This window comes from Streptomyces sp. NBC_01217, assembly GCF_035994185.1.
Taxonomy (GTDB): domain Bacteria; phylum Actinomycetota; class Actinomycetes; order Streptomycetales; family Streptomycetaceae; genus Streptomyces.
Genome location: NZ_CP108538.1, coordinates 3,688,782 through 3,710,017, shown reverse-complemented (window position 1 = coordinate 3,710,017; position 21,236 = coordinate 3,688,782). Strand labels below are relative to the sequence as shown.

The window sequence follows — 21,236 nt, the reverse complement described above, 5'->3', positions numbered from 1 at the left end:
CCCCAAGCTCCACCTGACACGCCGCTCTCGTCGTCGGGCTGGTTTCTCACGCCCTTTCCACTCAAACGACCTGACCGGGAGTACCCCTCCGTGGCCACATTCCTCTACAAGCTCGGACGGCTCGCCTTCCGGCGCCGCCGCTATGTCGCCCTGATCTGGGTGGCACTGCTGGCACTCGCCGGATTCGGCGCGGCCTCCGCGTCCACCGCCACCTCCAGCTCCTTCTCGATCCCGGGTACGGAGGCTCAGAGGGCCTTCGACCTGCTGGAACAGCGCTTCCCGAACTCCAGCGCCGACGGCGCGACCGCACGAGTCGTCTTCAAGGCCCCCGACGGCCAGAAGATGACGGACCCGGCCAACAAGGCCGAGGTGAACAAGATCGCCGACGAGCTGAAGTCCGGCTCCGACCAGATCGCCTCGGTCACCGACCCGTACACCGGCAACGCCGTCAGCAAGAACGGCTCCACGGCGTACGTCTCCGTGTCCTACAAGGTCAACTCGATGGAGCTGACCGATGCGACCCGGGACGCCCTGGAGGAGGCGGGCCACACGGCGCAGAAGAGCGGGATGACCGTGGAGATCGGCGGTGACGCGCTCCAGGCCATGCCGGAGACCGGGGCCACCGAGATCATCGGTGTCGCGATCGCCGCGGTGGTGCTGGTCATCACCTTCGGCTCGCTGATCGCCGCCGGGCTGCCGCTGCTCACCGCCCTGATCGGGGTCGGCATCGGTGTCTCGACGATCACGGCGCTGGCGAACGTCCTGGACCTGGGCTCCACCACCTCCACCCTCGCGATGATGATCGGCCTCGCGGTCGGCATCGACTACGCGTTGTTCATCGTCTCCCGCTACCGCGCCGAGCTGGCCGAGGGCCGGGAGCGCGAGGAAGCGGCCGGACGGGCCGTCGGCACCGCGGGTTCCGCGGTCGTCTTCGCCGGTCTCACCGTCGTGATCGCGCTGGTCGGCCTCGCCGTCGTGAACATCCCGATGCTGTCGAAGATGGGCTTCGCCGCGGCCGGTACGGTCGCGATCGCCGTCCTCATCGCGCTCACCCTGGTCCCGGCCATGATGGGCTTCGCGGGCAAGCGGATCATGGGACGCAGGGCGCGCAGGGCCGCCGAGGCCGAGAACCGGCCCGAGGCCAAGCCCAACATGGGCACCCGCTGGGCGCGGTTCGTGCTGCGCAAGCCGGTGTGGGTGCTGCTGGTGGGGGTCCTCGGCCTCGGTGCGATCGCCGTACCGGCCGCGTCCCTGGAGATGGGTCTGCCCGACGACGGCTCCCAGCCCACCAGCACCACACAGCGGCGCGCCTACGACCTGCTCTCCGACGGCTTCGGCCCCGGCTTCAACGGGCCGCTGATGGTCGTCGTCGACACCGCGGACAGCTCCGACGGCAAGACCGCCGCCAAGCAGGTGTCCGACGAGATCTCCGGCATCCCGGGCGTCGTCGCCGTCACTCCGGCCCAGTTCAACAAGGCCGGTGACGCCGCGATGATCACCGTGATCCCGAAGGACCGGCCGAGTTCCACCGAGACCGAGAACGTGGTCCACGCGATCCGTGACACGGGCAAGGACATCAGGTCCCAGACCGGCGCGGAGGTCCTGGTCACCGGCTCCACGGCGATGAACATCGACTTCTCGCAGAAGATGAACGACGCGCTGCTGCCGTACCTGGCGCTCGTGGTCGGCCTGGCCTTCCTGCTGCTGATGGTGGTCTTCCGGTCGGTGCTGGTGCCACTGAAGGCGGCCCTGGGCTTCCTGCTCTCGGTCGTCGCGGCCCTGGGCGCGGTCGTCGCGGTCTTCCAGTGGGGCTGGCTCGGCTCGCTCTTCGGTGTGGAACAGACCGGCCCGATCATGTCGATGATGCCGATCTTCATGGTGGGTGTGGTCTTCGGTCTCGCGATGGACTACGAGGTCTTCCTCGTGACCCGGATGCGGGAGGCGTACGTCCATGGCGAGAAGCCCGGCCAGGCGATCGTCACCGGCTTCAAGCACGGCGCCCGGGTCGTCACGGCCGCCGCCGTGATCATGATGGCGGTCTTCTCCGGCTTCATCGGCTCCAGCGAGCAGATGATCAAGATGATCGGCTTCTCGCTCGCCATCGCCGTCTTCTTCGACGCGTTCGTCGTCCGGATGGCGATCGTGCCCGCGGTCCTCGCCCTGCTCGGCAAGCGCGCCTGGTGGCTGCCGCGCTGGCTGGACCGGCTCCTGCCGAACGTGGACGTGGAGGGCGAGGGGCTGCGCAAGCAGCTCGGCGAGACGTCCGGGGGTCTGGCCGGCCACGACGGACGCGGCGGTGACGCCGAGGACGAGCGTGAGCTGGTCCGCGTCTGAGCCGTGTACGGCCCGGGTCCGAGCCGTGTACGGCCCGGGTCGTAGAGCCTCCGGGGTCCGCGTCTGAGCGGAGCGCGGCCCCGGATGCGCCGGTTACCTGTGGGGACGGGGGACCGGGGCAATGACAGAAGCCCCCGTGCGAGCTGCACGGGGGCTTCTGTCATGCGTACGCCTTCTGTCGTGCGTACGTGTCGTGTGCAGGCGTCATGCGGGTGTCTGTGTCCTGCCTGCGGGAGCGGCTGCGGCGCTCTCGCCGTGTGTGCGGTGCAGGAAGCGGATCAGCGGCGCGTTGTCGAACTGCACCACCTCCACGCCCTCCTTCGAGCGCAGCTCCACGACCAGCTGTGTCCGTCCGCACGGCCACACCCGGATGCCGCCGCGCTCGGCGGGGGAGCGCAGTCCGCGCTCCAGCAGGTCGCGACCGAACGCCCAGTCGGTGCCGCCGGGGAAGGCGACATGGACGGTGCGCGGGTCGACATCGGCGTCGTACAACAGGTCCACCGGCACCGCCGGGAGATCAGGGGTGTCATTGACGAGCCAGGCCTCGGCCTGCTCATGGATCACGGGGGGCATGGGCCGACTCCTCCTGTGTGTTCTTCTTCAACCTCTAATGTCGCATATTTCACATTATGTGCGCGGCGAGCAGTCGACTGTGACATCTGCGCTCTTGCGAATGGTTTGCAACAAGGCTCTATCATTGAACGGTTCACGACACCGTCCGCGGCAACGCAGGTCGCAGGAAGCGGAGCCTCACCCATGCATGTACCCGACGGATTCATCAACGCGCCCGTCTCCGCCGTCGCGGGAGTCGTAGCCGCCGGTGCCGTGGCCGTCAGTCTGCGGGGCGCTCGGAGGGAGCTGGACGAGCGCACCGCGCCGCTCGCCGGTCTCGTCGCCGCGTTCATCTTCGCCGTACAGATGCTGAACTTCCCGGTCGCTGCGGGCACCAGCGGGCATCTGCTGGGCGGGGCGCTCGCCGCGATCCTGGTCGGGCCCTATACCGGGGTGCTCTGCATCTCCGTCGTCCTGCTCATGCAGGGCATCCTCTTCGCCGACGGCGGCCTCACCGCGCTCGGTGTGAACGTGCTCGACATGGGCATCACGACCACCGTCGTCGCCTACGCCCTCTTCCGCGGACTGGTCGCCGTGCTGCCGAGGACACGCCGCTCCACGACGGCCGCGTCCTTCGTCGCCGCCCTGGTCTCCGTACCGGCCGCGGCCTGTGTCTTCACGCTGATCTACTGGATCGGCGGCACCACCGACATCCCGATCGGCAAGGTCTTCACCGCCATGGTCGGGGTCCATGTCCTCATCGGCATCGGCGAGGCCGCGATCACCGCGCTGACCGTCGGCGCCGTCCTCGCCGTACGCCCCGATCTCGTCCACGGCGCCCGCGGACTCACCGCACCGCTCAAGCTCCGTGTCGACGGCGAACTGATCGACATCCCCGCCCGGCAGCCCGGCGCCCCCGCCCCCGTCGCCGCCCGGTCCACCCGCGGGATCTGGGCCACCGGCCTGGTCACCGCCCTCGTCCTGGCGGGCTTCGTCTCCTTCTACGCCTCCGCCAGCCCCGACGGCCTGGAGAAGGTCGCCGCCGACCAGGGCATCGACAAGAAGACCGAGGAACACGCCGCCAAGGACTCCCCGCTCGCCGACTACGGCGTCAAGGACGTCTCCGACGCCCGGATCTCCGGAGGCCTCGCCGGAGTGATCGGTGTCGGCGCGACGATCGTGGCCGGCAGCGGAGTCTTCTACCTGGTCCGCCGCCGTCGCACGCCGGACGCCCCCGTCGCCGCGACCCGGGAAGCCGTCTGACATGGGCGCCGGACACTCTCACCGGCTCTACCGGCACGGGCACTCGCCCGTGCACGGCCTGCCACCGCACTGCAAGCTCGCCGCCGCCTTCTGCTTCGTCGTGGTCGTCGTCTCCACGCCGCGCGAGGCGGTGTGGGCGTTCGCGCTGTACGCGGTACTGATCGGCGCCGTCACCGCCCTGGCCCGCATCCCCGCGGGCTTCCTGCTGGGGCGGCTGCTGATCGAGGTGCCGTTCGTCGCGTTCGCGCTGCTCATGCCGTTCGTGGTGCCCGGCGAGCAGACCCATGTCCTCGGCCTCTCCGTCAGCGTCCCCGGCCTCTGGGGCGCCTGGAACGTGCTGGCCAAGGGCACCCTCGGCGTCGCCGCCTCCGTGCTCCTCGCCTCCACCACCGAACTGCGCTCACTTCTGCTCGGCCTCCAACGCCTCAGGCTGCCGCCGCTGCTCGTCCAGATCGCCTCCTTCATGCTCCGGTACGGCGATGTGATCACCGACGAGATGCGCCGGATGTCGATCGCCCGCCGCTCCCGCGGCTTCGAGGCGCGCGGGATACGGCAATGGGGTGTCCTCGCCAAGTCGGCGGGCGCGCTCTTCATCAGGTCGTACGAGCGCGGCGAACGCGTCCACCTCGCGATGGTCAGCCGCGGCTACGCCGGATCGATGCCGGTCATCGACGAGGTGACGGCCTCCCGGACCCAGTGGGCGTACGCCTCGGCACTCCCCGTCCTCGCCCTCGTCATCTGTCTGCTGGGATGGACCCTATGAGCCCCACCACCACCGCCCCCGCGCCGTCCCTGGAGGTCAGCGGCCTCGCCTACGCCTACCCCGACGGCCACCAGGCGCTCTTCGGAGTGGACCTGACGGTCGCCCGCGGCGAACGCGTCGCCCTGCTCGGCCCGAACGGCGCGGGCAAGACCACCCTCGTCCTCCACCTCAACGGCATCCTCGACGCCGGCGCGGGCACCGTCCGGGTCGCCGGGCTCCCGGTCGAGAAGCGCAACCTCGCCGAGATCCGCCGCCGCGTCGGCATCGTCTTCCAGGACCCCGACGACCAGCTCTTCATGCCCACCGTCCGCGAGGACGTCGCCTTCGGACCCGCCGCCTCCGGAATGCGCGGCGCCGAACTGGAGGAACGCGTCACCGAGGCGCTCAAGCAGGTCGGCATGGAGGAGTACGCGGACCGGCCGCCGCACCACCTCTCCTTCGGCCAGCGCCGCCGCGTCGCCGTCGCCACCGTCCTCGCCATGCGGCCGGAGATCCTCGTCCTGGACGAGCCGTCCTCCAACCTGGACCCGGCCTCGCGGCGCGAGCTCGCCGACATCCTGCGGTCCCTGGACGTCACCGTGCTCATGGTCACGCACGACCTGCCGTACGCCCTGGAGCTCTGCCCCCGCGCGGTCGTCCTGAGCGAGGGCGTCATCGCCGCCGACGACCGCACCCAGGACCTGCTCTGCGACGAGGAGCTGATGCGCAGCCACCGTCTGGAGCTGCCCTTCGGCTTCGATCCGCGTTCCGTGACTGTGAACATGAGGTGACCCGCCACGCGTTCCACCTGCGAAGGGATGCACCATGGGGGGATGAGCGGCAGCGCAGGAGCAGGTGTGGACGTACGGGGCACGGTGGCGGCCGGATTCGAACCGGTCCGGGATGCTTTCGTCCGTAACTTCGAGCAGCGCGGCGAACGCGGTGCGGCCGTCACGGTCTACCGGGACGGCCGCAAGGTCGTCGATCTGTGGGCCGGTACGAGAGACGTCGACGGCGTCGAACCGTGGGCCGTCGACACCGTGCAGATCGTCCGCTCGGCGGGCAAGGGCATAGCCGCCGCGGTACCACTGCTGCTGCACCAGCGCGGCCAGGTCGACCTCGACGCCCCGGTCGGCACGTACTGGCCGGAGTTCAAGGCCGCCGGCAAGGAGCGCGTGCTCGTGCGCCACCTCCTCGCCCACCGGGCCGGCATCCCCGCCCTCGACTGCCCGCTGACCCCCTCCGAGGCGGCCGACGGGATCTCCGGGCCGCAGGCCGTCGCGGCCCAGCGCCCCCAGTGGGAACCCGGCACCGACCACGGCTACCACGCCCAGACCTACAGCTGGCTCGTCGGCGAACTGGTGCGCAGGGTCACCGGCCGCACCGTCGGCCGCTGGGTCGCCGAGGAGATCGCCCGCCCCCTCGGCCTCGACTTCTGGTTCGGACTCCCGGCGGACGAGGCGCACCGGGTGGGCCGGATCGGCCCCGCCGAACCGCCCGCCGACGAGGGCAACGGTGGCTCCCTGCGGATGCGCCCCAAGCGGTCGGTCACCGAGGCCTACCGCGACCCGGCCTCCCTCACCCGCCGCGCCTTCGGGGCCATCGACCCCCTCCCCGACGAGAACGACCCCTCCTACCGGGCGGCCGAACTCCCCGCGTCCAACGGCATCGCCACCGCCCGCGCGCTGGCCCGCTGCTACGCCGCGATGATCGGCCCGGTCGACGGCCACCGCCTGTTCGCCCCGGCCACGCTGACCCTCGCCCGCACCGAGGAGTCGGCGGGCCCGGACCGGGTCCTGGTCGTCAACACCCGCTTCGGCCTCGGCTACATGCTGCACGGCCCGGCGGCACCGCTGCTGGCCCCCGGCTCCTTCGGCCACCCCGGCCGGGGCGGCTCGCTCGGCTTCGCCGATCCCGAATCCGGCATCGCGCTGGGCTATGTGACGAACGGTCTGCAGAAGGGAGTCACCGCCGATCCCCGTGCCCAGGCCCTGGTCAGGGCAGTACGGTCGGCGCTATGACTCCTCCTTCCTCCACCGGTTCACGGTTCGACGGATACGGCGTGCTCATCACCGGAGCGGGCCAGGGCATCGGCGCGGCCACGGCCCGCCGGCTGGCCTCGGAGGGCGCGCGCGTCCTGGTCACCGACCTGGACGGCGACCGCGCCGCACGCACCGCCGCGGAGATACGCGAGAGCGGTGCGACGGCCGGTTCGCTGCCCTGCGACGTGGGCGACCGGGCGGCGGTCGAGGCCGCGGTCGCCCACGCCGTCAGCGCCTTCGGCTCCCTCGACGTACTGGTGAACAACGCCTACGCCTGCACCCCCGACGCCCCGCTCTTCGAGGACGAGCCGGACGAGGTCTGGCAGCGCGACCTGGACATCACCCTCACCGGCCCCTACCGCTGCGCCCGCGCCGCCCTCCCGCACCTGGCGGCCTGCGGCCGGGGCGCGATCGTCAACATCGGCTCGGTCAACGGCGAACAGGACTTCGGCAATCACGCCTACAGCGCCGCCAAGGCGGGCCTGGGCAGCCTGACCCGTACCCTCGCGGGCCATGCGGGACCGCGCGGCGTACGCGTCAATCTCGTCGTCCCCGGCACGATCCGCACGGACGCCTGGGCGGGCCGCGACGCGGAACTGTCCCGGGTGAGCGGCCTCTACCCGCTGGGCCGGGTCGGCGAGCCGGACGACATCGCCTCCGCCGTCGCCTTCCTCGCCTCGCGCGACGCGGCCTGGATCACGGGAACGACACTGCGCGTGGACGGCGGCCTGACCGCGGCGAACTACGGCTTCCGGCAGGCGGTTTCGGGCGGGTAGCGGCGGCCTGGGTGCGGGGGCATTCGCCCGCGTAGGTGGCGCCCCGCCCCCGCCGTGCTCAGCTCGTGTGCAGCATCAGCCCGATGCCGACCACCATCAGCCCCGCCGCCGCGATGCGCGGTGCGCCGAAGCGTTCCTTGAAGAACACCGTCCCTATGGCCGCGCCGACGATGATCGACGACTCGCGGAGCGCCGCGATCGGGGCCAGTGCCGCCTGCGTCTGGGCCCACAGGACGAGGCCGTACGCGGCCACGGACAGCGCCGCCCCCAGCAGTCCGCGCGCGACGAACGGCTTCAGCTGGGCGGCGAGTTCGCCCCGGCGGCGGTGGAGCGCGTAGAGGGGGATGGCCGTCCCCTGCAGGACGATCAGCCAGGCGATATAGCCGAGCGAGGTGCCGGAGGCGCGTACCCCGACCCCGTCGACCGTGGTGTACCCGGCGATGGCCAGGCCGGTCGCGACGGCGGCCAGCAGCGCCGGCCAGTCCGGGCGGCTGCCGGAGCCCCGGATGCCCCAGAGGGCGAGCCCGACGAGCCCCGCGGAGGCCACCGCGACGCCCGCGGTGGCCCAGGCGTCGGGGCGTTCACCGACGAACACGGCGGCGAGGACCGTCACCACCAGCGGTGCCGTGCCCCGGGCGATCGGGTACATCTGGCCGAAGTCGCCCAGGGTGAACGAGCGCATCAGCAGCAGCATGTACGCCACGTGCAGCACGGCCGAGGTGAGGAGATACGGCCAGGCCCCGGCGGCCGGGAAGGGGGCGAAGCAGGCCAGCGGCACGCAGATCAGCAGCCCGCACCCGGAGATCAGGGTGAAGGAGAGGAGCTGGTCCTTGACCGCGTGCGCGATCGCGTTCCAACTGGCGTGCGTGATCGCGGCGATCAGTACGGCGAAGGCGACCAGCGGCGTCACCGGGACTGCTCGCGCACATCCACCAGGGTTCCGCCGGCATGCCCGATCAGCGTCTTGGGGTCGAGGGGGAAGACGGTGTGCGGGGTGCCCGCGGCCGCCCACACCACGTCGTGGTCCAGCAGCCCGCGGTCGGCCAGCACCCGGGTCCTCGTACGGTGGCCGAAGGGCGGCACGCCCCCGATCGCGTACCCGGTCGTCTCCCGGACCAGATCGGCCCCGGCCCGCTTGACCTTCCCGGCGCCCAGTTCCTCGCGTACGAGCTCGACGTCGACGCGCGACGATCCGTCCATCAGGACCAGCACCGGGTCGCCGTCGGCCTCGAAGACCAGGGACTTGACGATCTCGCTGAGTTCGCAGCCGATCGCGGCGGCGGCCTCGGCGGCCGTCCGCGTGGCCTCCGGGAACCGGCGGATCTCGACCCGCAGCCCCAGCTCCCGCAGGGCTTCGGCGAATCGGGGATGGGCTTCGGCGGCGGTGGTGTCGGGAGTGCTCATGCCGTGCACGCTAGCGAACGCTGTATGGGGCACGCGACGGGATTGCACGCATGGCGCAACCCCGGCCGCCCGCCACGCCTCCCGTCCGCGCGGGCGGCCTTGCCGGCCGGCGCGTCATGAACCCGCTCGCAGCACCGCAGCCACCACCGGTCCCGCCGCGTCCCCGCCGTGGCCGCCGGACTGGACGACCGCCGCCGCGGCCAGGTCGTTACTGAAGCCGGTGAACCAGCTGTTGGACGTGGCCTGGCCGTCCACCTCCGCCGAGCCCGTCTTGGCGCCCTTGTCGCCGCCGACCGAGGCCATCGCGTTCTTGCCGGTGCCCCAACTCGCGGTCTGGCGCATCATGTTGGTGAGCTGTTGGGAGACGGACGGAGACAGCGACCGGGAGGCGGTGGCGAGCGTCCGGCCGTCCAGGGAACGGTCCACGAGGATCGGCTGGTGGAAGGTGCCGTTCTTCGCGGTGGCGGTGATGGACGCCATGTTGAGGGCGTTCATCTGGACCGTGCCCTGACCGATGTACTGCGCTGCCGCCTCGCCGTGGGTCTCCTCGGGCACGCTGCCGTCGAAGGACACCACACCGGTCTGCCAGTCCAGGCCGATCCCGAAGACGTCGCGGGCCTCCTTGGCGAGCGCCGCGTCGTCCTTCGCGTCGTCGATCAGCTTGATGAAGGCCGTGTTGCAGGACCGGGCGAAGCTGGTCGTCAGGGTGCCGTCGGGAATGGAGAAGTCGTCCAGGTTCTTGAAGGTGCGGCTGTAGTACGTCGCGGTCGGCGGGCACTCGATCTTCTGGTTGGCCGAGGTGAGGCCCTTCTCGATCAGCATCGCCGCGGTCACGATCTTCATCGTCGATCCCGGCGCCTGCTTGCCCTGCATCGCCGCGTTGAATCCGGTGGCCGGATTGTTGGCGACCGCGCGGATCGCGCCCGTGGACGGCCGGACCGCGACCACCGAGGCCTGGCTGAACTTCTTCACGGCCACCTCGGCCGCCGCCTGGGCGTCGGCGTCCAGCGTCGTCTGCAGCCTGCCGGGCTTTCCCTTGGTGAGGGTCAGCAGGGTCTTGTCCGTGCCGCCCGCGTCCGCGCTCTCGATCCAGGTCTCGATGCCCGCGGTGCCGCCCGACTTCTCCCCGTACTTCTCGCGCAGCGCGTCCAGGATCGGCCCCAGAGAGGGGTACTTCTCCTTGGTGAGCACCTTGCCGTTGTGGTCGAGGGCCTCGATCGACGGCGTCGACGCCTCACCCGTCTTCAGCGACGCGCCGGCCGTCAGATCAGGGTGGATCACGGTGGGGGACCAGTCGACCAGGGGCCTGCCGGTGGTCAGGCCGCGCACCACGGTCAGTTCGGAGGAGTACGACCAGGGCTTGGACTTTCCCCCGAACGACACGGTCGCCTTCACCGTGTACGGCACCTTCGTGCCGACCGCGGGGCCCGGAGTGATCACGGCCTCGGTGACATGGGCGATCTCGCGGTAGCCGCTCAGGGCCGGTTCGGCCTCGGCCGCGTTGTTGGTGAGCTGGGACGCGACGGCCGCGTCACCGCTCGCCCAGGCCTTGAGGAACTTCTCCGACGCGTCGTCGATCTCCGCCTTGGTGACCGGTCCCGTCTTCACCTCGGCGGCGGTGGACTTGCTGTCCGTGCCGCCGCCCCCGCCGTTCAGTGCGTCCAGAACGTTGTAGGCCCCATAGCCCACCCCGCCGACCACGACCGCGAACACTCCGCCGACTATCGCAACCTTCGCTCCACTGCGCATCCCTGCAGTCCCCCTCCCCAGGAAGTTCCCCTTGAACGTGTTCAAGGGGATGCTGCTGGCACCCTACGGGACGGTGGTGACGGCCGGGACGGTCTTTATCGGAACGCAATGCGTGGGGGTTGAATACATCGTGAATACATCGGTCAAATCAAGGTGTGACGGTCAAATCCAGGTATCCAGCCACATCCGGTCCCGCCATGAACCGTCGGGAATGGGCGTTCCCGTGTAGATGGGCCAGAAGTAAATGAAGTTCCAGATGATCAGCAGCACCAGCACGCCCGCCGCGATCGCCCCCAGTGTCCGTCGCCGTTCCCCCGACAGATCGCCGGTCACCAGACCGAGTTCGCGTCTGGCCCCGGTCCCCGCCGCCGGTCCCAGCATCGCGCCGATCATCATCGTGACCGCCAGACACAGGAACGGCACGAACACGACCGCGTAGAAGAGGAAGATCGTCCGCTCCTGGTAGAGGAACCAGGGCAGCCAGCCCGCCGCCACACCGCAGGCGATCGCGCCCGCCCGCCAGTCACGCCGGAAGAACCACCGCCACAGCACGTACACCAGGGCGAAGCACGCCGCCCACCACAGCAGCGGCGTCCCGATCGCCAGCACCTCGCGCGAGCACTTGCCGGTCTCCGACGCCGCGCAGCCGGGCTCCTCCGCCCAGAAGTACGAGACGGGCCGGCCGAGCACGATCCAGCTCCAGGGATTGGACTGGTAGGTGTGGCCGGACGTCAGATTCACATGGAATTCGTAGACCTGGTACTCGTAGTGCCACAGGCTGCGCAGCCAGTCCGGCAGCCACGTCCAGCTGCCGCCCCTGCCGTCGGTCTGCGCCCAGTTCCGGTAGTAGCCCTTGTCGGTGACGATCCAGCCGGTCCAGGAGACGAGGTAGGTGAGGACCGCGACCGGGACCGTCGAGGCGAACGCCGGCAGCAGATCCCGCTTCAGCACCGCCTCGTGCGGCCGGACCGCACCCGCGGTCCGGCGCGCGCCCACATCCCACAGCACCGTCATCAGACCGAAGCCGACCAGGATGTACAGACCGTTCCACTTGGTGGCGAAGGCGAGCCCCAGCATCAGCCCGGCGACGAGCCGCCAGGGACGCCATCCCAGCCGCAGGTTCTCCGCGACCCGGGCGTCCGGGCGCAGCACCCCCTCCTCGTCGACCGGCAGCGCGGCGGCGAGGCGGCGCCGCGCCCAGTCGCGGTCGGTCAGCAGAGCGCCGAACGCCGCCAGCACGAAGAACATCAGCACCAGGTCGAGCAGTGCGGTGCGGCTCATCACGAAGTGCAGACCGTCGACGGCGAGCAGCGCGCCCGCCAGACACCCCAGGAACGTCGAGCGGAACAGCCGCCGCCCGATCCGGCACAGCATCAGCACCGACAGCGTGCCGAGCACCGCGACCATGAACCGCCAGCCGAACGGCGTGAAACCGAAGAGCTGCTCACCGAAGCCGATGATCCACTTGCCGACCGGCGGGTGCACCACATAACCCGGATCCACCGGGATGTGCACCCTCGACGGATCGTCGAGGATCAGCTTGTCGACGTCCTTGGGCCAGTCGCCCTCGTACCCCTGGTGGATCAGCGCCCAGGAATCCTTGGCGTAGTACGTCTCGTCGAATATCAGCGCGTGCGGGCTGCCCAGGTTCCAGAACCGCAGCACCCCGGCGACCAGCGCCACCAGCAGCGGACCGCCCCAGGCGGACCACCGCACCAGCCGCTCGGCCGTCGGCGGGGAGATCCCGAGCACCGCCCACAGCTGGGCTCCGGGCCTGGTGTACGGCGGTACCAGCCGTTCACGCAGCCCGATTCCGGGCCGGGGCGAATGGCCGAAGCGGCGCAGCCGCTGCTGCCAGGAGGCCGGCTCTTCGCCGCAGGATTCCCCGGCGTCTTGGCCCTGTCGGGCTTCGGGCGCAGTACTCGTCACCGCGCCATCGTAGGGAACGCTTCTGTGCGAGTGCTGTCGCCCGTGCTGGGAGGATGACTCATGTGACTGGAACGACTGGAACGCTGGTACTCGCAGGAACCCCCATCGGCGATGTGGCGGACGCCCCGCCACGCCTCGCCGCCGAACTGGAGACGGCCGATGTCGTCGCCGCCGAGGACACCCGCAGGCTGCGCCGCCTCACCCAGGCCCTCGGCATCCACACCACGGGGCGGGTCGTCTCCTACTTCGAGGGCAACGAGTCGGCGCGTACGCCCGAACTCGTCGAGGCGCTGACCGGCGGCGCCCGCGTCCTGCTGGTCACGGACGCCGGGATGCCGTCCGTCTCCGACCCCGGCTACCGGCTCGTGGCCGCCGCCGTGGAGAAGAACATCAAGGTCACCGCGGTCCCCGGCCCGTCCGCCGTGCTCACCGCGCTCGCCCTGTCCGCGCTGCCCGTCGACCGTTTCTGCTTCGAGGGCTTCCTGCCGCGCAAGGCCGGCGAACGGCTCGGCAAGCTGCGCGAGGTCGCCGAGGAGCGCCGCACCATGGTCTTCTTCGAGGCCCCGCACCGGCTCGACGACACCCTCGCCGCGATGGCCGAGGTCTTCGGCGCCGACCGCCGGGCCGCCGTGTGCCGGGAGCTGACCAAGACGTACGAGGAAGTGAAGCGAGGCCCGCTCGGCGAGCTGGCGGCCTGGGCGGCCGAAGGGGTACGCGGCGAGATCACCGTCGTCGTCGAGGGCGCGGCCGACTCCGGACCCGGGGAACTGGATGCCGCGGAGCTGGTGCGCAGGGTGCGGGTGCGCGAGGAGGCGGGGGAGCGGCGCAAGGAGGCCATCGCCGCCGTCGCCGCGGATGCGGGGCTGCCCAAGCGCGAAGTCTTCGATGCGGTCGTCGCGGCAAAGAACGCGGAGCGAACCGGCCCCCAGTAAGAGGGTGTCTCACGTGGCAAGTTTCGCGAGTTTCTTGTAGCAGGTCAGGACGGCGGCCAGGCCGAGGAAGGCGAGGAAGTGCGAGCCCTTTCGTTCGTACCGGACGGTGAGGCGGCGGTAGCCGAACAACCAGGCGATGGACCGCTCGATCTTCCAGCGGTGCCGGCCGAGCCGTTCGCCGGATTCGATGCCCGGCCGGGCGATGCGCGGGATCAGCCCCCGTTCACGCAGCCAGGCGAGGTGGTCAGCGGAGAAGTACGCCTTATCGGCGCGGAGTTTGACTGGGCGGCGCCGACGGGGTCCGCGCCGGGAACGGATGGCGGGTATGCCACGGATCAGCGGCTTGAGGGCGAGGCTGTCGTGCATGTTTGCGCCGGACACGGCGATGGCGAGTGGGATGCCCTGGGCCTCGGACAGCACGTGCAGTTTGCTGCCCTTCTTGCCGCGATCGACCGGGTTCGGCCCGGTCAGCGAACCCCCCTTTTCGCCCGCACCGACGCGGCGTCAACGATTGCGGAGGTCCAGTCGAGCTCGCCCCTGGCGCCGAGTTCGTCCAGGATCGCCCGGTGCAATCGGCGCCACAGCCCCGCCTGGGTCCACGCGGTGAACCGACGGTGTGCCGTCGCGGGCGACACCCCGAACGTCTCCGGCAGGTGCCGCCAGGCGCACCCGCTGGTCAGCACGTACACCACCGCCGTGAACACAGCCCGCTCATCCAGCGGCGCAGTCCCACCACCCTGCGGACGGGAGTTGAACGACGGCAACAACGGGGCGACGAGTTCCCACAGACCGTCAGGAACCAGCCGCTGCGACAGATCGGCACTCACGAAGAGACATCATGCCGCAGCTCACACCATCACCACGTGAGACATCCTCTAAGGCAAAGGACTATCGTGAAATGCAAAGCGCGAGCCGTGCGCCGGGCCTTTCTGCCACGGAAAGGCCAAATCCGCTCCAACACTCGACAGGCCTGATGCGCCCCCGCCGGTAAAGGCGTCCACTGGATCGGGGACGCACTTTTCGGAGTGCCAGTCCGGCGGACTAAGGAGCAGGCATGAGCGAGAGCGCAGCAACCACCGTGCACGAGGCGTATGCCTTCGCCTGCATGAGGTGCGGATACGGCTGGGAGCAGGCCTACGAAATAGAGCACCACGTCGACGGCTCCAACAAGGATTTCGTCATCTACAAGGCCGACGGGGAACGGGTGCCCTCCCCCCTTTCCAGGCCGACGTGCACGAACTGCGGCGGACACGTGGTCCGGATCATGGGGGCCGGCCGGGTCTCGACCGTCCAGCAGCTGCTCCACAACCCCGGGCCGAAGCGGCGGGCGATCGAGGACACCGGCGCCCGGGACGGCGGGGCCGTGGCCGCCGCCGTCGCCCACACGGGCGCGGAGCGCCACTGGCACCTGTCCGACCTGCTGCACCCCTTCCACCGGAAGTAGGACCCGGCCCATCGGGCGCAAGGCCCCCGGCGCGGTCCTCGTACGATCGTCGGCATGAGCCGTACCGAAGCCCCGCCGCTGCCCGAACCCCTCCGGGTGCCGGTCGCCGATTCGCACACCCACCTGGACATGCAGGACGCGACCGTCGAGGAGGGTCTGGCCAGGGCCGCCGCGGTCAATGTGACCACCGTGATCCAGGTGGGCTGCGACGTGGCCGGTTCGCGCTGGGCCGCGGAGACCGCCGCCGCGCACGCGAACGTGCACGCGGCGGTCGCCCTGCACCCCAACGAGGCGCCGCGCATCGTGCACGGCGACCCCGATGGCTGGTCCCGGCAGGGGGCGCGGGAAGGGGGCGGGGCCGCGGCGCTGCACGAGGCGCTCGCGGAGATCGACGCGCTGGCCGCACTCGACCACGTACGCGGTGTCGGCGAGACCGGGCTCGACCGCTTCCGCACCGGCCCCGAGGGCCTGGCCGCGCAGGAGGAGTCCTTCCGGGCCCACATCGAGATCGCCAAGCGGCACGGCAAGGCACTGGTCATCCACGACCGCGAGGCGCACGCGGACGTGCTGCGGATCCTCGCCGACGCGGGCGCCCCCGAACGGACCGTCTTCCACTGCTACTCCGGCGACGCCGAGATGGCCAGGATCTGCGCGGAAGCCGGGTACTTCATGTCCTTCGCGGGCAATGTCACCTTCAAGAACGCCCAGCCGCTGCGGGACGCACTGGCCGTCGCGCCGACGGAACTGGTGCTGGTCGAGACGGACGCGCCTTTCCTGACCCCCGCCCCGTACCGCGGACGGCCCAACGCGCCGTACCTCATTCCCGTCACGCTGCGTGCCATGGCGGAGGTGAAGGGCGTGGACGAGGACACTCTGGCCTCGGCCGTCTCCGACAACACCGCGCGGGCATTCGACTACTGACCGGTACCGGTCGCTGCCGGTCAACTCCCCGGCGACGGTGCGTAGTCGAGCCGTTTTGGAGAGTCACCGATGCTCCGCTATCGTCCCGGGCGCCATCGGGCGAGCCGGCCGATCCGATCCTCTGGAGCGTCGTGAGCAATTCGAAGGGCAGTCACCGCGCAGCACGCGGCAGGGGGCGCACGGCGGTGGCGACGCCGCCCGCCGCTTCTCCGCCGGCCCCCGCGTCCGTACCGCTCCACGAGCGGCTGACGCTCGTCGTCCGGGCGGTCCGCACCCCGACCGTCCTCGACACGCCCCTGGTGCCCCGGCAGGTCCGCCCCGGCGCAAGCGGCGCGACCGGTACGACCGGCGGGCGGGCGGCGGCGCGCAGGGCCGCCCGGCGGCGCAAGGCGCCCGTACGCCCCGAGAGCCTGCGCCGCCTCGTGCCGCAGGCCCTCGTCGTCGCGGTCCTGGCCGGTGGCACCACCGCGTTCGTGGTCTGCGACAAGGCGGTGACGCTGGACGTCGACGGCACGCCCCGCACCCTGCACACCTTCGCGGACGACGTCGACGGACTCCTCGACGACCAGGGCGTCACCGTCGCCGCCCACGACACGGTCGTCCCCGCCCTCGGCAGCCCGCTCGCCGACGGCGACGCGGTCGTCGTCAGGCCGCGGAGGTAGCGGACCGCCGTACGGCCGTAGGCTTACCGGGTGAGCACCACTGATCCCGACGCCCTCCTGGGCCCCGCAGACATCCGCGAGCTGGCCGCCGCGCTGGGCGTACGCCCGACCAAGCAGCGCGGTCAGAACTTCGTCATCGACGCCAATACGGTCCGCAGGATCGTGCGGACGGCGGAAGTCCGCCCGGACGACGTCGTCGTGGAGGTCGGACCGGGGCTCGGTTCGCTGACCCTGGCGCTGCTGGAGGCGGCGGACCGGGTCGTCGCCGTCGAGATCGACGACGTGCTGGCGGGCGCCCTGCCGGCCACGGTCGCCGCCCGGATGCCGGGGCGCGCCGACCGGTTCACCCTGGTGCACTCCGACGCGATGCTGGTCCGGGAGCTGCCGGGTCCGGCGCCGACCGCGCTGGTCGCGAACCTTCCGTACAACGTCGCCGTGCCGGTCCTGCTGACCATGCTGGAACGCTTCCCGACCATCGAGCGGACCCTCGTCATGGTCCAGGCCGAGGTCGCCGACCGGCTGGCCGCCAGGCCGGGCAACAAGGTCTACGGCGTGCCGTCGGTGAAGGCCAACTGGTACGCGCACGTCAAGCGGGCCGGGTCCATCGGCCGCAATGTCTTCTGGCCCGCCCCGAACGTCGACTCCGGTCTGGTGTCGCTGGTCCGGCGCACCGAGCCGATCACGACGAGCGCGAGCCGGACCGAAGTCTTCGCGGTCGTCGACGCGGCCTTCGCCCAGCGCCGCAAGACCCTGCGGGCGGCCCTGGCCGGCTGGGCGGGCTCCGCACCCGCCGCCGAGGCGGCCCTGGTGGCGGCCGGGATCTCGCCCCAGGCCCGCGGTGAGGCGCTGACGGTCGAGGAATTCGCCGCCATCGCCGAGAACAAGCCGGCCGGGACCGCCGGCAACGGGACTTCGGCGCCTGCCGGCGACGAGACCTCCGGGAGTGGCGAGTGAGCGTCACCGTTCGCGTGTCCGCCAAGGTCAACGTCCAGCTCGCGGTCGGCGCGCCGCGCTCCGACGGCTTTCACGACCTGGCCAATGTCTTCCTCGCCGTCGGTCTGTACGACGAGGTCACCGTCACCCCCGCCGACGAGCTGCGCATCACCTGCTCGGGCCCGGACGCCGCCAAGGTGCCGCTGGACGCGACGAACCTCGCCGCACGCGCCGCGATCGCCCTGGCCGGGCGGTACGGCATCGCACCCGATGTGCACATCCACATCGCCAAGGACATCCCCGTCGCGGGCGGCATGGCGGGCGGCAGCGCCGACGGTGCGGCCGCTCTGCTGGCCTGCGACGCCCTGTGGTCCACCGGCGCGACGCGCGATGAGCTCCTCGCCATCTGCGCGGAGCTCGGCAGCGACGTCCCGTTCAGCCTGGTCGGCGGCGCGGCCCTCGGGGTCGGGCGCGGCGAGCAGCTGACCCCGATCGACGTCGGCGGAACCTTCCACTGGGTCTTCGCGGTCGCCGACGGCGGGCTCTCCACCCCCGCCGTCTACGGCGAGTTCGACCGGCTCACGGCCGATGCGGACGTCCCGGAGCCCACCGCGTCCGCCGCACTCCTGGACGCGCTGCGGTCCGGCGACACCACCGCGCTCGCGGACGCCCTGAGCAACGACCTCCAGCCCGCCGCGCTCTCCCTGCGCCCCTCGCTGGCCGACACCCTCGCCGCGGGCACCGGGGCCGGGGCACTGGCCGCCCTGGTCTCGGGCTCCGGACCGACCACCGCGTTCCTGGTGGCGGACGCGGAGTCGGCGCGGAAGGTGGCCGAGGCGCTGATCTCTTCGGGGACGTGCAGAAACGCACGGGCCGCGGTGTCGCCGGCCCCGGGCGCCACGGTCCAGCAGTCCGGCTGACCGGGTTGCACCGCCGCCCGGTCAGCCGCCGAGGCGCATGCTCTTCTTCGCCAGCTCGTACGCGGGGAGCATCGCCTCGTGCTCCGCGGTGTCCATCCCGCCCAGATGGACCACGACCGGCCCGTCCGGGGTGGAGACGGCGAAGGCCCGCTCCTTCTTGAGCTCGTCCAGCAGCTTGCTCCTGACCGTGTAGCCGGCCTCGGCCGCGGGCAGCTCACCGGCCCTGGTCCCGCCGTACGTGATCTTCTCGGCGCCGTCCTCGTCGGCCAGGAACGCCTCCAGGACCTGGCGCGGGGTGAGGTCGGACCGCTCGCCCTGCCACACCCGCAGATACCCGATGTTCCCCGCGGGCTTCGCGTCGATCTCGCAGACCATGGTGACCCCGCCCTGCATGCCCAGCGCGGCACCGAGCTCGGAGTCCGGATCGACGTGGACGGCCTTCGGCTTCCAGGACGCCGCGAGGTCGAAGGCGACGGGCAGCGGACAGGCCGAGCCGGAGCCGCCGACCGTGCCTCCATCGGCGGCGGCTGCGGAAGCGGCCTTCCCGGCTGCTTCCGCCTTCGGCGACGGCGACGGCGACGGCGGCGGCGACGAACAGCCCGCCAGTACGGCCGTCACCAGCAGCGCCGCCGGAACCACTGAAGCCCTCGCTGAAATCCCCATGAAGTCCCCACCCCTGAGATGTCCGACGCTCTCGCGACCCGGGCCCACGCCCCTTGATCGATCGCAGCACGTTATCGCGGCCGCGAGCCGACTACCCTGGGACGTCGATCGAACCCCCGGACAGGAGTGAAATGGCCGTCAATCTGGTCAATGTCGAGCAGGTCAGCAAGGTGTACGGCACCCGTGCCCTGCTCGATGGTGTGTCCCTCGGAGTGTCCGAGGGGGACCGGATCGGTGTCGTGGGCCGTAACGGCGACGGCAAGACGACCCTCATCCGGATGCTCGCCAGGCTGGAGGATGCGGACAGCGGCCGCGTCACCCACAGCGGCGGGCTGCGCCTCGGCGTCCTCACCCAGCACGACTCGCTCGACCCGCAGGCGACCATCCGCCACGAGGTGATCGGCGACCTCGCCGACCACGAGTGGGCGGGCAGCGCGAAGATCCGCGACGTGCTCACCGGACTCTTCGGCGGGCTCGCCCTGCCGGGCTTCGAGCACGGCCTGGACACCGTCATCGCCCCGCTCTCCGGCGGCGAGCGGCGCCGTATCGCGCTGGCCAAGCTGCTCATCGCCGAACAGGACCTGATCGTCCTCGACGAGCCGACCAACCACCTCGACGTCGAGGGCATCTCCTGGCTGGCCGGCCATCTGCGCGCCCGCCGCTCGGCGCTCGTCTGCGTCACCCACGACCGCTGGTTCCTCGACCAGGTCTGCACCCGCATGTGGGACGTCCAGCGCGGCACGGTCCACGAGTACGAGGGTGGCTACAGCGACTACGTCTTCGCGCGGGCCGAGCGGGAGCGGATCGCCGCGACCGAGGAGTCCAAGCGGCAGAACCTGATGCGCAAGGAGCTGGCCTGGCTGCGCCGCGGCGCCCCCGCCCGTACCTCCAAGCCGCGCTACCGCATCGAGGCGGCCAATGAGCTGATCGCCGACGTGCCGCCGCCGCGCGACACCAGCGAGCTGATGAAGTTCGCCAACGCCAGGCTCGGCAGGACCGTCTTCGACCTGGAGGACGTGACCGTCCAGGCCGGACCCAAGACGCTGCTCACCCACCTCACCTGGCACCTCGGCCCCGGCGACCGGATCGGTCTGGTCGGGATCAACGGCGCGGGCAAGACCTCGCTGCTGCGGGCGCTCGCCGAGGCGGCCCGCACCCAGGGCGAGGCGCAGCCCGCGGCCGGGAAGATCGTCGTCGGCAAGACCGTCAAGCTCGCCTACCTCTCCCAGGAGGTCCACGAGCTCAACCCGAACCTGCGGGTGCTCGAAGCGGTTCAGCAGGTACGGGACCGGGTCGACCTCGGCAAGGGCCGGGAGATGACCGCGGGCCAGCTCTGCGAGCAGTTCGGCTTCTCGAAGGAGAAGCAGTGGACCCCGGTCGGCGACCTGTCCGGCGGTGAGCGGCGCCGGCTCCAGATCCTGCGCCTGCTGATGGACGAGCCGAACGTCCTCTTCCTCGACGAGCCCACCAACGACCTCGACATCGAGACGCTGACCCAGCTGGAGGACCTCCTCGACGGCTGGCCCGGATCGATGGTCGTGATCTCCCACGACCGGTTCTTCATCGAGCGGACCACGGACCGGGTGATGGCGCTGCTCGGCGACCGCACGCTGCGGATGCTCCCGCGCGGGATCGACGAGTACCTGGAGCGCAGGCAGCGGATGGAGGAGACGGCGACCCCGTCCGCCGCACCCGCGGCCGCCAAGGAGAAGGCCGCTGTGGCCACGGCCGTCTCCCCGCAGGCCGCACGCGCGGCGAAGAAGGAGCTGCAGAAGGTGGAGCGGCAGCTCGACAAGATCTCCACGCGGGAGACCGCGCTGCACGCGCAGATCGCGGACTACGCCACGGACTTCGAGAAGGTGGCGAAGCTGGACGCGGAGCTGCGCGAACTGGTCGTGGAGCGCGATGAGTTGGAGATGCGCTGGCTGGAACTGGCCGAGGACGCCTGAGCGTCGGAGCGCCTTCGGTGT

Annotated in this window: 20 protein-coding genes; 13 read left to right on the top strand and 7 right to left on the bottom strand. The window is 71.1% G+C overall.

Features of this window, described 5'->3' with window-relative positions; all coding sequences use genetic code 11:
• The first annotated feature begins 90 nt into the window (after positions 1-90).
• Positions 91-2,334, top strand: coding sequence for an MMPL family transporter (locus OG507_RS16240; RefSeq protein WP_327367912.1), 2,244 nt, complete (start codon positions 91-93; stop codon positions 2,332-2,334).
• Between the two features lie 204 nt (positions 2,335-2,538).
• On the opposite strand, the gene OG507_RS16235 is transcribed toward OG507_RS16240, so the two are convergent.
• The gene (locus OG507_RS16235; protein ID WP_327367911.1) at positions 2,539-2,907 is read right to left on the bottom strand and encodes an SsgA family sporulation/cell division regulator; all 369 of its coding nucleotides are present in this window, start codon (positions 2,905-2,907) and stop codon (positions 2,539-2,541) included.
• 183 nt (positions 2,908-3,090) lie between these two features.
• Here OG507_RS16235 and OG507_RS16230 point away from each other — a divergent pair, with 183 nt between their 5' ends.
• The 5 genes from OG507_RS16230 (at position 3,091) to OG507_RS16210 (ending at position 7,709) form a co-directional block, all read left to right on the top strand.
• Positions 3,091-4,149, top strand: a complete 1,059-nt coding sequence (locus OG507_RS16230; protein WP_327367910.1) for an energy-coupling factor ABC transporter permease — start codon at positions 3,091-3,093, stop codon at positions 4,147-4,149.
• Position 4,150: 1 nt separating this feature from the next.
• A complete protein-coding gene (gene cbiQ / locus OG507_RS16225) occupies positions 4,151-4,912 on the top strand; it encodes a cobalt ECF transporter T component CbiQ (RefSeq protein ID WP_327367909.1) in 762 nt (253 codons plus the stop codon).
• Positions 4,909-5,682: an energy-coupling factor ABC transporter ATP-binding protein gene (locus OG507_RS16220; protein ID WP_327367908.1), complete on the top strand. Its 774-nt coding sequence runs from the start codon at positions 4,909-4,911 to the stop codon at positions 5,680-5,682. The genes cbiQ and OG507_RS16220 overlap by 4 nt, the downstream gene beginning before the upstream one ends.
• 66 nt (positions 5,683-5,748) lie before the next feature.
• Entirely contained in the window at positions 5,749-6,912 is a 1,164-nt protein-coding gene (locus OG507_RS16215; RefSeq protein ID WP_327371994.1) for a serine hydrolase domain-containing protein, read from the top strand.
• Complete coding sequence (locus OG507_RS16210) at positions 6,909-7,709, top strand: SDR family NAD(P)-dependent oxidoreductase (RefSeq protein WP_327367907.1); 801 nt, start codon at positions 6,909-6,911, stop codon at positions 7,707-7,709. Before OG507_RS16215 ends, OG507_RS16210 begins: the two co-directional genes overlap by 4 nt.
• A gap of 58 nt (positions 7,710-7,767) precedes the next feature.
• Here the strand turns inward: OG507_RS16210 and OG507_RS16205 are convergent, their stop codons facing one another.
• From OG507_RS16205 to OG507_RS16190, 4 genes are all read right to left on the bottom strand, one after another.
• The gene (locus OG507_RS16205; RefSeq protein WP_327367906.1) at positions 7,768-8,619 is read right to left on the bottom strand and encodes a DMT family transporter; all 852 of its coding nucleotides are present in this window, start codon (positions 8,617-8,619) and stop codon (positions 7,768-7,770) included.
• Complete coding sequence (locus OG507_RS16200; RefSeq protein WP_327367905.1) at positions 8,616-9,113, bottom strand: YbaK/EbsC family protein; 498 nt, start codon at positions 9,111-9,113, stop codon at positions 8,616-8,618. The genes OG507_RS16205 and OG507_RS16200 overlap by 4 nt, the downstream gene beginning before the upstream one ends.
• A 114-nt stretch (positions 9,114-9,227) precedes the next feature.
• A complete protein-coding gene (locus tag OG507_RS16195; RefSeq protein ID WP_327367904.1) occupies positions 9,228-10,862 on the bottom strand; it encodes a penicillin-binding transpeptidase domain-containing protein in 1,635 nt (544 codons plus the stop codon).
• 162 nt (positions 10,863-11,024) lie between these two features.
• Positions 11,025-12,791 (bottom strand): dolichyl-phosphate-mannose--protein mannosyltransferase, encoded by a 1,767-nt coding sequence (locus tag OG507_RS16190; RefSeq protein WP_327367903.1) that lies wholly within the window; start codon positions 12,789-12,791, stop codon positions 11,025-11,027.
• Positions 12,792-12,844: 53 nt separating this feature from the next.
• Here OG507_RS16190 and rsmI point away from each other — a divergent pair, with 53 nt between their 5' ends.
• A complete protein-coding gene (gene rsmI, locus OG507_RS16185; protein ID WP_327367902.1) occupies positions 12,845-13,723 on the top strand; it encodes a 16S rRNA (cytidine(1402)-2'-O)-methyltransferase in 879 nt (292 codons plus the stop codon).
• Between the two features lie 9 nt (positions 13,724-13,732).
• Here the strand turns inward: rsmI and OG507_RS16180 are convergent.
• Positions 13,733-14,550, bottom strand: a protein-coding gene (locus OG507_RS16180) for an IS5 family transposase (RefSeq protein ID WP_442810986.1) whose coding sequence is annotated in 2 segments (ribosomal slippage) — positions 13,733-14,208 and positions 14,208-14,550 — 819 coding nt in all. Because the reading frame shifts where the segments join, the coding sequence is not laid out codon by codon here.
• A 227-nt stretch (positions 14,551-14,777) separates the two neighbouring features.
• On the opposite strand from OG507_RS16180, the gene OG507_RS16175 reads away from it, so the two are divergent.
• From OG507_RS16175 to OG507_RS16155, 5 genes are all read left to right on the top strand, one after another.
• Entirely contained in the window at positions 14,778-15,167 is a 390-nt protein-coding gene (locus OG507_RS16175; protein ID WP_327367901.1) for a hypothetical protein, read from the top strand.
• Positions 15,168-15,221: 54 nt separating this feature from the next.
• Entirely contained in the window at positions 15,222-16,088 is an 867-nt protein-coding gene (locus OG507_RS16170; RefSeq protein ID WP_327367900.1) for a TatD family hydrolase, read from the top strand.
• Between the two features lie 131 nt (positions 16,089-16,219).
• Complete coding sequence (locus OG507_RS16165; RefSeq protein WP_442810985.1) at positions 16,220-16,750, top strand: ubiquitin-like domain-containing protein; 531 nt, start codon at positions 16,220-16,222, stop codon at positions 16,748-16,750.
• 30 nt (positions 16,751-16,780) lie between these two features.
• Complete coding sequence (rsmA, locus tag OG507_RS16160) at positions 16,781-17,704, top strand: 16S rRNA (adenine(1518)-N(6)/adenine(1519)-N(6))-dimethyltransferase RsmA (RefSeq protein ID WP_327367899.1); 924 nt, start codon at positions 16,781-16,783, stop codon at positions 17,702-17,704.
• The gene (locus OG507_RS16155; RefSeq protein WP_327367898.1) at positions 17,701-18,603 is read left to right on the top strand and encodes a 4-(cytidine 5'-diphospho)-2-C-methyl-D-erythritol kinase; all 903 of its coding nucleotides are present in this window, start codon (positions 17,701-17,703) and stop codon (positions 18,601-18,603) included. Before rsmA ends, OG507_RS16155 begins: the two co-directional genes overlap by 4 nt.
• A gap of 21 nt (positions 18,604-18,624) precedes the next feature.
• On the opposite strand, the gene OG507_RS16150 is transcribed toward OG507_RS16155, so the two are convergent.
• Positions 18,625-19,266, bottom strand: a complete 642-nt coding sequence (locus OG507_RS16150) for a lipoprotein (RefSeq protein WP_327367897.1) — start codon at positions 19,264-19,266, stop codon at positions 18,625-18,627.
• Between the two features lie 131 nt (positions 19,267-19,397).
• On the opposite strand from OG507_RS16150, the gene OG507_RS16145 reads away from it, so the two are divergent.
• Positions 19,398-21,215, top strand: a complete 1,818-nt coding sequence (locus OG507_RS16145) for an ABC-F family ATP-binding cassette domain-containing protein (RefSeq protein WP_327367896.1) — start codon at positions 19,398-19,400, stop codon at positions 21,213-21,215.
• Positions 21,216-21,236: the final 21 nt, after the last annotated feature.

Coding starts and splice junctions, on each gene's coding strand:
- OG507_RS16195 (WP_327367904.1), bottom strand. CDS start 10,862: ATGCGCAGTGGAGCGAAGGTTGCGATAGTCGGCGGAGTGTTCGCGGTC.
- OG507_RS16145 (WP_327367896.1), top strand. CDS start 19,398: ATGGCCGTCAATCTGGTCAATGTCGAGCAGGTCAGCAAGGTGTACGGC.
- OG507_RS16175 (WP_327367901.1), top strand. CDS start 14,778: ATGAGCGAGAGCGCAGCAACCACCGTGCACGAGGCGTATGCCTTCGCC.
- OG507_RS16235 (WP_327367911.1), bottom strand. CDS start 2,907: ATGCCCCCCGTGATCCATGAGCAGGCCGAGGCCTGGCTCGTCAATGAC.
- OG507_RS16220 (WP_327367908.1), top strand. CDS start 4,909: ATGAGCCCCACCACCACCGCCCCCGCGCCGTCCCTGGAGGTCAGCGGC.
- rsmI (WP_327367902.1), top strand. CDS start 12,845: ATGACTCATGTGACTGGAACGACTGGAACGCTGGTACTCGCAGGAACC.
- OG507_RS16150 (WP_327367897.1), bottom strand. CDS start 19,266: ATGGGGATTTCAGCGAGGGCTTCAGTGGTTCCGGCGGCGCTGCTGGTG.
- OG507_RS16200 (WP_327367905.1), bottom strand. CDS start 9,113: ATGAGCACTCCCGACACCACCGCCGCCGAAGCCCATCCCCGATTCGCC.
- OG507_RS16230 (WP_327367910.1), top strand. CDS start 3,091: ATGCATGTACCCGACGGATTCATCAACGCGCCCGTCTCCGCCGTCGCG.
- cbiQ (WP_327367909.1), top strand. CDS start 4,151: ATGGGCGCCGGACACTCTCACCGGCTCTACCGGCACGGGCACTCGCCC.
- OG507_RS16170 (WP_327367900.1), top strand. CDS start 15,222: ATGAGCCGTACCGAAGCCCCGCCGCTGCCCGAACCCCTCCGGGTGCCG.
- OG507_RS16210 (WP_327367907.1), top strand. CDS start 6,909: ATGACTCCTCCTTCCTCCACCGGTTCACGGTTCGACGGATACGGCGTG.